Origin of the sequence: uncultured Dialister sp. (assembly GCF_900541605.1) — a bacterium.
Taxonomy (GTDB): Bacteria; Bacillota; Negativicutes; order Veillonellales; family Dialisteraceae; genus Dialister.
The window spans coordinates 1-9,724 of record NZ_UQKJ01000073.1 but is presented as its reverse complement, the minus strand read 5'-3'; the positions used below and the strand labels follow the sequence as shown (position 1 = coordinate 9,724).

The 9,724-nt window shown below is 55.8% G+C and carries 9 protein-coding genes; all 9 read left to right on the top strand.

Annotated elements, in window-relative coordinates:
- Positions 1-280 precede the first annotated feature (280 nt).
- The 9 genes from QZR21_RS06200 to plsY all read left to right on the top strand — a co-directional run bounded on the left by QZR21_RS06200 (position 281) and on the right by plsY (position 9,609).
- Positions 281-1,015 (top strand): ScpA family protein, encoded by a 735-nt coding sequence (locus QZR21_RS06200; protein ID WP_296974397.1) that lies wholly within the window; start codon positions 281-283, stop codon positions 1,013-1,015.
- Complete coding sequence (scpB, locus tag QZR21_RS06195; RefSeq protein WP_296974394.1) at positions 1,012-1,545, top strand: SMC-Scp complex subunit ScpB; 534 nt, start codon at positions 1,012-1,014, stop codon at positions 1,543-1,545. The genes QZR21_RS06200 and scpB overlap by 4 nt, the downstream gene beginning before the upstream one ends.
- Positions 1,542-2,264 carry a pseudouridine synthase gene (locus tag QZR21_RS06190; RefSeq protein WP_296974391.1) on the top strand — a complete coding sequence of 241 codons (723 nt, stop codon included), beginning with the start codon at positions 1,542-1,544 and terminating at the stop codon, positions 2,262-2,264. The genes scpB and QZR21_RS06190 overlap by 4 nt, the downstream gene beginning before the upstream one ends.
- Positions 2,248-3,501, top strand: a complete 1,254-nt coding sequence (locus tag QZR21_RS06185; RefSeq protein WP_296974388.1) for an NAD(P)/FAD-dependent oxidoreductase — start codon at positions 2,248-2,250, stop codon at positions 3,499-3,501. Before QZR21_RS06190 ends, QZR21_RS06185 begins: the two co-directional genes overlap by 17 nt.
- Positions 3,498-4,172 carry a (d)CMP kinase gene (gene cmk, locus QZR21_RS06180; RefSeq protein ID WP_296974387.1) on the top strand — a complete coding sequence of 225 codons (675 nt, stop codon included), beginning with the start codon at positions 3,498-3,500 and terminating at the stop codon, positions 4,170-4,172. Before QZR21_RS06185 ends, cmk begins: the two co-directional genes overlap by 4 nt.
- A gap of 12 nt (positions 4,173-4,184) precedes the next feature.
- Positions 4,185-4,790, top strand: a complete 606-nt coding sequence (locus QZR21_RS06175) for a 1-acyl-sn-glycerol-3-phosphate acyltransferase (RefSeq protein ID WP_296974384.1) — start codon at positions 4,185-4,187, stop codon at positions 4,788-4,790.
- 338 nt (positions 4,791-5,128) lie between these two features.
- Positions 5,129-7,027 (top strand): bifunctional 4-hydroxy-3-methylbut-2-enyl diphosphate reductase/30S ribosomal protein S1, encoded by a 1,899-nt coding sequence (locus QZR21_RS06170; RefSeq protein WP_296974381.1) that lies wholly within the window; start codon positions 5,129-5,131, stop codon positions 7,025-7,027.
- Positions 7,028-7,699: 672 nt separating this feature from the next.
- On the top strand, positions 7,700-9,028 hold the full coding sequence (gene der, locus QZR21_RS06165) for a ribosome biogenesis GTPase Der (RefSeq protein ID WP_296974378.1): 1,329 nt from the start codon (positions 7,700-7,702) through the stop codon (positions 9,026-9,028).
- Positions 9,028-9,609, top strand: coding sequence for a glycerol-3-phosphate 1-O-acyltransferase PlsY (plsY, locus tag QZR21_RS06160; protein ID WP_296974374.1), 582 nt, complete (start codon positions 9,028-9,030; stop codon positions 9,607-9,609). Before der ends, plsY begins: the two co-directional genes overlap by 1 nt.
- Positions 9,610-9,724: the final 115 nt, after the last annotated feature.

The following is a 9,724-nucleotide window of genomic DNA, read 5'->3' as shown; positions in this document are numbered from 1 at the left end:
TACATCGTCAATGTTGATAGGATCAGGCGGGCGCTCGTTGAAGCGGTGGCTGTTGGACAAACGGTCACCTGAAGGCGGCGTACATTTCTCTTAGCGGCACAGCCGCCATTCCACCTTATGCCCCCGGCGCGCAGCGCCCACAACCCGGTGAACAAGGGAAGCGCAGTTCATCCACAACCCTTATGCCCCATCCATAGGTTCAGCCGGATACCCATCCACACACTACCCGTCAGGGCCTACTTATGTTACTATGTATAAGACATGATGGGTGAGTGTGCCCATGAAGAGAAAGGACATCCGGATGGCAGAAAACGGGATAGAACCATATGAAGTGAATATACCCCTCTTTGAAGGGCCCCTGGACCTGCTTCTCCATCTGGTCACGAAGAACAGGATCGACATCCACGACATTCCGATCCATCTGATCACGGACCAGTACCTGGCTTACCTGGAAAAGGCCCGGGAGTTCAATCTGGAGCTGGGAAGCAGCTTCTTTGCCATGGCGTCCACCCTGCTTCTCATCAAGTCCCGCATGCTCCTGCCGAAGAAGCGGCAGGAAGAGGCCGATGACTCGGAAGATCCCCGGCAGGAGCTCTCCCGGTCCCTGGAGGAGTTCAAGAAGATGAAGGAAATCCGGGCCCGCATCGAGTACCTCATGGACGAGGAGCGGCCCTACCGCACGCGGGAACCGGAGGTCTTCAAGAGCGGAGCCTATCGGGGCCGTATTTCCCTCGCCCGCCTGCAGGCTGCCTTTTTCTCCCTCTACGATTCCATCCACCAGGAAGAGGAACGGTGGATGCCGTCGGAGGAAGTATCGCTGGATGAAGAAATCCGGCAGTGGCAGGAAGCCCTGGGCGCCGGGAAGAGGGTGCGGTTCACGGAGTATCTGAAGAAGAAAAAGACCAGGCTCCACCTGGCCGTGGCTTTCCTGGCCCTTCTGGAACTCATCCGGCTGGGAAAGGCCCGGATCCTTGATGGGGCCGGCGGTTTTATGATTGAAGGAGGCAGTCTATGAAAGGGCTTACGGGCCTTTCTGCATCGATAGAAGCATTTCTGTTTGCCCGGGGCAACCCCGTTTCCCTCTCGGAACTGGGGGAGGCCCTGGGGGAAGATACGGTGACCGTGGAAAAGGCGCTGCATCTTCTGGAAGAAAAATACAGCAGGGACGACTCAGGCATCACCCTGCACCATACGGGCGCCGGCTATTCGCTGGCCACGAAGAAAGTCTACGATTCCTGGCTTTCATCGCTCCTGGGGAAACAGACACCCCTGTCTCCGGCGGCCATGGAGACCCTGGCGGTGGTGGCCTGCCGGGAACCGGTGACCCGGGCGGAAATTGAAAAAATACGGGGCGTGTCTGCAGGCCGGGTGATTTCCCTCCTCATGGACAAGGACCTCATCGAAGAGCGGGGACGGCTCGATGTGCCGGGAAGGCCGATCCTCTATGGCACCACGAAGCGGTTCCTGCAGTGCACCGGCCTCACCGATGTGAACGAACTGAAAACCCGGTGGTCTGAAAAACTGGACGAAGGAGATTTATTTTGAAAGAACGGTTACAGAAAATATTGAGCCAGGCCGGCATCTGCTCCCGCAGGAAAGCGGAAGAAATGATCGAAGCCGGGAAAGTCACGGTGAACGGGCAGATAGTCCGGGAACTGGGCAGCGAGGCGGATCCCGTGAAGGACCGCATCGAAGTGAACGGGGAAACGGTGAAGCCGGAAAGGAAAAAATATTTCCTCTTCTACAAGCCCGATAACGTGATCACCTCGGTGTCCGACCCCCAGGGCCGGCGGACGGTGATGGACTATTTCCGCACGGTCCGGGAGCGCATATTCCCCGTAGGACGGCTGGACTACCATTCCGAAGGGCTCCTCATCATGACCAACGACGGGGACCTGGATTACATCCTCACCCATCCGAGCCACGAAGTGGAAAAGACCTATGAAGTCACGGTACGGGGCCGGTATTCCATGAAGCTGGCGGACAAAATGTCCAGAGGCGTCCGCATCGATACGGGCATTACGGCGCCCTGTGAAATCGAAGTGCTGGAATACAATAAAGAAAAGAATAAGACAAAGGTCCGCATGGTCCTCCATGAAGGGAAGAACCGGGAAATCCGCAAGATGATGGCGGCCTACCACTATCCCGTCTTCGGCCTGGTCCGGACGAAATATGGATTCCTGACCATGGACGGACTGTCCCGGGGCGGTTACCGCCGCCTCACATCGGAGGAGGTTCGAAAATTATATGAGCTCTACCGCTAAACGGATCGCCGTCGTCGGCGGCGGCGTAGCCGGCCTCCTGGCCGCTGTCACCGCAGCAGGGGCAGGGGCGGAGGTCCTGCTTTTTGAAAAAATGCCGAAGGTGGGCCTCAAGATGGGCATCACCGGCAAGGGCCGCTGCAACCTGACAAACAGCGCCCCCATCATGGATTTCATCGCAAAGACCCCGGGAAACGGGAAATTCCTCTACAGCGCCTATGAAAAGTTTGATAACGAAGACCTGCTCCTCCTCTTCCACAGCTGGGGCCTGGCCACGAAGGTGGAACGGGGCGGCCGGGTATTTCCCCAGAGCGACGATGCCCAGGAAGTGCGGCACCTGTTCATGGATCTCCTGAAGAAAGAAAAGGTCCAGCTCCACCTGGAAGAGCCGGTGCGCCATATCATAAATGACCAGGGCCGGGCCGCCGGCGTTGTGACCGATAAAGGCCGTTACCCTGCGGATGCGGTGATTCTCACCACCGGCGGCGCCTCCTATCCGAGGACCGGTTCCACCGGTGACGGCTATGCCATGGCCCGGGAGCTGGGCCATAAAGTGACCACCATCCGGCCCGCCCTGATTCCCCTGGTCTGCAGCGAACTGTACTGCAGGGAGCTTCAGGGCATATCCCTGAAGAACGTCACCCTCTCCGTGGACGGCGGGGGACGGCGGAAGGCCGAAGAGTTCGGCGAAATGATTTTCACCCATTTCGGCATATCCGGACCCATTGTCCTGTCCCTGTCGGACAAGGTATCCCTCTGGATTTCCCAGGGCCATGCGGTGAAAGGGGCTATCGACCTCAAGCCCGCCCTTACCCGGGACGTACTGGATAAGCGGGTGCTCCGGGACCTGGAGAAATACCACCTGAAGCAGATGGCCGGGGCCCTGGTGGATCTCATGCCCCACCGCATGATCGATACGATTCTTGCACTGGCAGAAATTCCCCGGGACCTGCCGGTGAGCGAACTGAAGAAGGGCCAGCGGCTGGCACTGGTGCAGGCCATGAAGAAAATGCCCCTCACCATCGTCGGCACCCGGCCCATTTCCGAAGCCATCGTGACAGCCGGCGGCGTTTCTGTGAAAGAAGTCAATCCCTCCACCATGGAGTCGAAAATTATAAAGCATCTCTATCTGGCAGGAGAAGTGCTGGATATCCATGCCTACACCGGCGGATACAACCTGCAGGCCGCATTTTCCACAGGCCACCTGGCAGCCCTGTCCGCAGTAAAGGAGTCAGAATGAAAAAGTTATCTATTGCTATTGATGGACCTGCAGGCGCAGGGAAAAGCAGTGTTTCCAAAATCCTGGCAGCCCGCCTGGGCTATGCCTACCTCGATACCGGCGCCATGTACCGGGCCGTCACTTACGAAGCCCTCGAGAGAAAACTCACCGATGACGATGCCATCGCAGACATGGCGGCAAAACTGGACATGGAAGTCATTCCCAAAGAAGACACCATGCACGTCATCGTGGACGGCAAAGACGTGACCCCCTTCATCCGTACGCCTGAAGTCTCTTCCCACGTATCCGCAGTGTCCGCCATCGCCGGCGTCCGCTCCGCCATGACCGCCATCCAGCGGAAACTGGGGGAGAAGGGGGGCATCGTGCTGGACGGCCGGGACATCGGCACCACCGTCCTGCCCCATGCGGATGTGAAAATTTTCCTCACCGCCTCCGTCCACACCAGGGCCATCCGGCGGTTCAAGGAACTCACCGAAGGGCACCCGGACATGACCATGGAAGACGTGGAAAAGGAAATCAGCCGCCGAGACTACCTGGACAGCCACCGGGAAATCTCTCCCCTGAAACAGGCGGACGATGCGGTACTCCTGGATAACGGAGACCTTACCCTGGAAGGCACGGCAGAAGCCATCATCGCTATCTGCCGGAAGAAATTTCCTGATTTCGCATAAACAGGAGGTACTATGGGATACAAAATAGTCAGAGCGGTGCTGGATTTTATCTTCTTCGTCATTTTCCGGCTCCACGTGGAAGGCCGGGAAAACGTCCCCCAGACCGGAGCCATCATCGTGGCACCGAACCATAAAAGTGACTGGGACCCGCCCCTCATCGGCGTGGCCTTCAATACCCGCATTATCCATTACATGGCGAAGGAAGAACTCTTCAAGAACCCCTTCCTGGGCTGGCTCATCCGGCAGTTCGGCACATTCCCCGTGAAGCGGGGCACCGTGGACCGGACCGCCATCCGGCAGGCCCTCCGGGAACTGAAAGCCGGCAATCCCCTGGGCATCTTCCCCGAAGGCACCCGGATCCGGAGGGAGGGCCTGGGCCGTTTCCACTCCGGCATGGCCTCCCTGGCCCTCATGACCGGTACCCCGGTGGTACCGGTGGCGGTCATCGGCTCCCGGTGGATGCCCCATAAAAAAGGACCCCTGGCCGTACTCATCGGAAAGCCAGTGGAAGTCAAGAAACAGCGTCCCACCGATGAAAAAGTGGCAGAGCTGAATGATGTGGTCAAAGGGAAAATCCAGGACCTCATGGATAACTACATGAAGAGGGTGCATGGATGATAAACTTTCGGTCCATAGGATAGGAGTGAATGGTTCATAAGGGTTGTGGGTTGGCATCGCTGCGCTTGCCAACCGGGTGGTGGCTCCGGTAAGGCTGACGCCTTACCGGAGCGGGGGCGTGAGGTGAATTCGCCGCCTTTGGCGGCTGGCCCACCTTATGCCCCCGGTGCGAAGCACCTGCAACCTGGTGAACAGGCGTAGCGATGTTCACCCACAACCCTCAGCCCCATTCATACGTATGGAGCACTATACCCGGTCATCATCCGTGGCTATTGAACTTTTTTATAAAATTATTTAAACCCAGACTATATCAAAAGAAAAGACAGGAATAAATCTCAATGGAAATTTACAAAGCAAAGGTCATGGGCTTCTGCTACGGCGTACGGCGGGCTATGAAAATCGCCGAAAAAGCCGCTGATTCCGGCATAAAAGCAGTGACCTACGGCCCTATTATCCACAATCCCCAGGTGGTGGGAAAACTGGCAGGTCGGGGGATTCCTCCGGTGGATACACTGGAAGACCTGACCGACGAAACAGTGATAATTCGCTCGCACGGAGTGGGACCTTCGTGTTATAATATGCTTAAGTGCAAAAATCTGGCCCTAATGGACGCGACCTGTCCCTTCGTCAGACGCAACCAGGAGACCACAAGGCGCCTGGTGGCAGACGGGAAACAGGTTATACTCATCGGTGAAAAGAAGCATCCCGAAATGAAAAGTGTGGCTGAGTGGGCGGTGGGACATTCTTACATGGTAGAAACCATGGAAGATGTAGATGCACTTCCACCAATGCAGGAAGCCCACATTGTCATACAGACAACATTCTCGGCTGCTTTGGCTGACCGGCTTACTGCTGCGATTGGGAAAAAGGTCAAAGACCTTCACGTGAACAAATCCATTTGTGACGCGACCATGCAGCGGCAGCAGGCGGCTCGTGAGCTGGCGGATAGAGTAGATGTGATGATCGTCATCGGCGGGCGCAACAGCGCCAATACCACAAGACTTGCAGAAATCTGCAGAGAAGAAGGCGCCGTTACCCATCATATCGAAACGGCTGCGGAACTAAAACCGAGCTGGTTCCACAGTCGGGACAAGATTGGCATCACCGCCGGTGCATCCACACCGGACTGGATCATAGAGGAGGTAGTTTTTATTATGGAAAACATGAAGGAAATGCTGGATCAGGAGGAAATGAACCTGGATGTACACAAAGGCAGCGTTGTTGAAGGCAAGGTCGTAGACCTGTACGACGACAAAGCTTATATCTCTTTCGGATATAAGACCGAAGCTGTCCTGCTGGCACATGAATATTCCTATCCCGCACCGGCATCCCTGAAGGACGTGCTGAAGATTGGTGATACACTCCGCGTCCAGATTGTAAGTGCAGTTAAAGAAGACAGCACCATTTACGTATCCAAGATTAAAGTAGACCGTCTGGCAGACTGGGATGTAGTAGAAGAAGCTTTCGAAAAAGGCGAAGCCGTTGACTGCGAAGGCATCGAAGCTATCAAAGTTGGTCTGCTGGTTCAGATTAAATCTCTCCGCGGATTCATTCCCCTCTCCCAGGGCGATCTCCGCTTCGTACACTCCCTGCAGGGACTGGTAGGCAAGACATTCAAAGCAAAGATTCTCGAAGTGGACCGCGCAAAGAACCGTCTCGTCCTCTCCCGCAAAGCTGTACTGGAAGATGAAAGAAACGCTGAAATGGACGTCATCGAAAAGGCTTATGAAAACGGCGACGTTCTCAAAGGCGTAGTAAAGAAGATTATGCCCTACGGTGCATTCGTCAGCATCAACGGCGTAGAAGGACTGCTCCACATTTCCGATATCTCCTGGAAGAAGATCGGCAAAGTAGAAGATGTCCTCAAACCGGAACAGGAAATCGACGTCAAGATCAAATCCTTCGACCGCGAAAAACAGAGAATTTCCTTCAGCCACAAAGACTGCCTGCCCAACCCCTGGGAAACCGCTATCCATGACCATCAGGTAGATGACATTGTGGATGCCAAGGTTGTAAAGATCCTTGAATTCGGCGTCATCGTAGAACTGGACGACGGCCTCACCGGACTGCTCCACATCAACGAAATGACCGACGACCACAACAAGAAACCGGGAGATATCTGCCAGCTCGGCGACATCCTCAAGGTTCGCATCATCAATATCGATGAAGGCCGCAGAAGAATTTCCTTCGCCCTGGAAGAAGCTCCTTCCCACGACGAAGCTCCGGCTGAAGAATAATAGGCCCCTGAAAACTGCCTCGAAAGAGGCAGTTTTTTATTGCGTAAAAAGGGGCTGGGCGCATGCGAACGGGCGAGGGCCTTGAGCAGGCCCGGTGGCGTATGGCTGAGCAGCATGCAAACAGGTGGGGGCTTCTAGCTTCTAGCAGCTAGCAGCTAGAAGTCCCCATCCGTTCGCACGAAACTCAGTCATCCGACACCAGCCGCGAAAGCGGCGAATCCGCTCAAGGCTCAAAGCTCAAGGCTCCGTCCGTCTGGACGTACAGTTAGCCAGCAGCGCCGCAGGCCGACCGGTTTTCCTAGCAGCTAGAAGCTAATAGCTAGAAGCCCCATCCGTTCGCACGAACCCCAACCGCCCGACACCCGCCGCGAAGCGGCTGCCCTCGGTAAGCTGTAAGCCCAAAGCTGCCAGCCCCAAAAGAAATAAAAACTCGCGGCGCTATATGAATTGTGCGCCGCACCACCATTCCTAATTCCTAATTCCTCATTCCTAACTGCTAGCCATCTCCAGCTCCCGTGGATTACTGCTTACGCTTCCCCATAAACTTGACATCCCTCCCATTCCGTCATACAATTTCAATACAGTATGAATAAAAATGGAAAAGTGTTGCTATTCCATGGATAACAGGTATATTTCGTAAAATATCGTACAAAATTGAAAGGACAGGAACCTATGAGCAAACCTCTCGTAGCCATTGTGGGTCGGCCAAACGTCGGCAAATCCACACTTATTAATGGGCTGGCCCAGCGCCGCGTGTCCATTGTAGAGGATATCCCCGGGGTTACCCGTGATAGAATCTACTGCGACGTGAAATGGCTGGACAAAGAATTTACCCTGATCGACACCGGGGGCATCGAATTCCGGAATGAGAAAGACCAGATCTCCAGCGGCATCCGGCAGCAGGCGGAGCTGGCAGTGGAAGAAGCGGACGTGATCCTCTTCGTCGTGGACGCCAGGACCGGCATGACCGGGGACGATGAAATCATCGCAGGCCTCCTCCGGAAGACCGGAAAGCCCGTAGTGGTGGCGGTGAATAAAGTGGACAGCGAAAACCAGGAAATGGAGATTTACGAGTTCTATTCCCTGGGTCTCGGCGACCCCATCGGCATTTCCGCCGTGAACCGCCTGGGCTTCGGGGACCTTCTGGACCGCATTACCGAAGGATTCCCGGATACGAAGGAAGAAGAATCGGAAGACATTATCCGCACCGCCATCGTAGGCCGGCCGAACGTAGGCAAATCCACTCTCATCAATTCCCTCCTGGGCTATGAACGGTCCCTGGTAGCTGACGAAATGGGTACCACCCGGGACGCCGTGGACTCCGTATGGACCTACAAAGGCAAGACCTTCATCCTCGTGGACACCGCGGGCATGCGGAAAAAGAGCAAAATCGACGAACCTTTGGAACGGTACAGCGTCATCCGCTCCATCCGGGCCATCGACAACTGCGACGTAGCCATCTTCGTCATCGACGCCGTGGACAAGCTTACGGAGCAGGACAAGAAAATCATCGGCTACATCCACGAAGCGGGGAAGGGACTCATCCTCTTCGTCAATAAATGGGACTCCGTAGAAAAAGACGAACACACCATCAATGCCTTCGAGAAAGAAATCATGGATGGACTGCCCTTCGCCTCCTATGCCCCCATGCTCTTCGGCTCCGCCCTCACGAAGCAGCGGATCCATAAACTGGGAGACATGATCTACAGCGTCGCCGAGCAGCAGAGCCTCCGCATTCCCACGGCCGTGCTGAACGACCTCCTGGAAGATGCGAAAATGGTAAATCCCCCGCCCGCCCATTCCGGCAGGGTAGCGAAGATCTACTACATGACCCAGGTCGGCATCCGGCCGCCTACGTTCGTCATGTTCGTGAACGATGCGAACCTCATCCACTTCTCCTACGTCCGGTTCATTGAGAACAAGCTCCGGGAATCCTTCAGCTTCCAGGGCACCCCCATCCGCATCGTGGTGCGGAGCAAGAAGGACGGAGGCGACGACTGATGTCCATCGTCTGGATTATCCTGGCCTACTTCATCGGCGCCATCCCCAGCGGCTACATCATAGGCCGCGTCTTCTACGGGGTGAACCTGAAGAAAGTGGGCAGCGGAAATATCGGCGCCACCAACGCCTACCGGGAACTGGGAGCAAAAGCGGGAGCCGCCGTATTCATCTGCGACTTCCTGAAAGGATTCATCGCGGTCCACCTGGGCATGCCGGATCCCACCATCGTCCTGGCCTGCGCCGTCTTTGCCATCATCGGCAACGACTGGTCCGTATTTCTCCACTTCAAGAGCGGCAAAGGCGTGGCCTGCGGCGTAGGCGCCTTCACCTACATCTGCTTCCCCGCCGTGCTGGCAGCCTTCCTCGTATGGCTCGTCCTCTTCAAGTGGAAACACATCGTTTCCCTGGGATCCATCCTGGCAGCGCCGGTGGTCCCCATCGTCATGCTGGTGGTGGGAGAGCCGCTGGAATACGTGGCCTTCGGCGCCCTGGCAGCAGTCATCGTCATCGGGAAACACAAAGACAATATCAGAAGGCTTCTACGAGGAGAAGAGAAGCCCATTTCCAGGGAAAAGAGGTAATACCTTTGAAAATTGCCATGATAGGAGCCGGCGGCTGGGGAACCGCCATGATGATCGAACTGGTTCTCGGTGGGGATTTTTTTGCAGTAAAACGGAATAATCAAAGATTTCAATA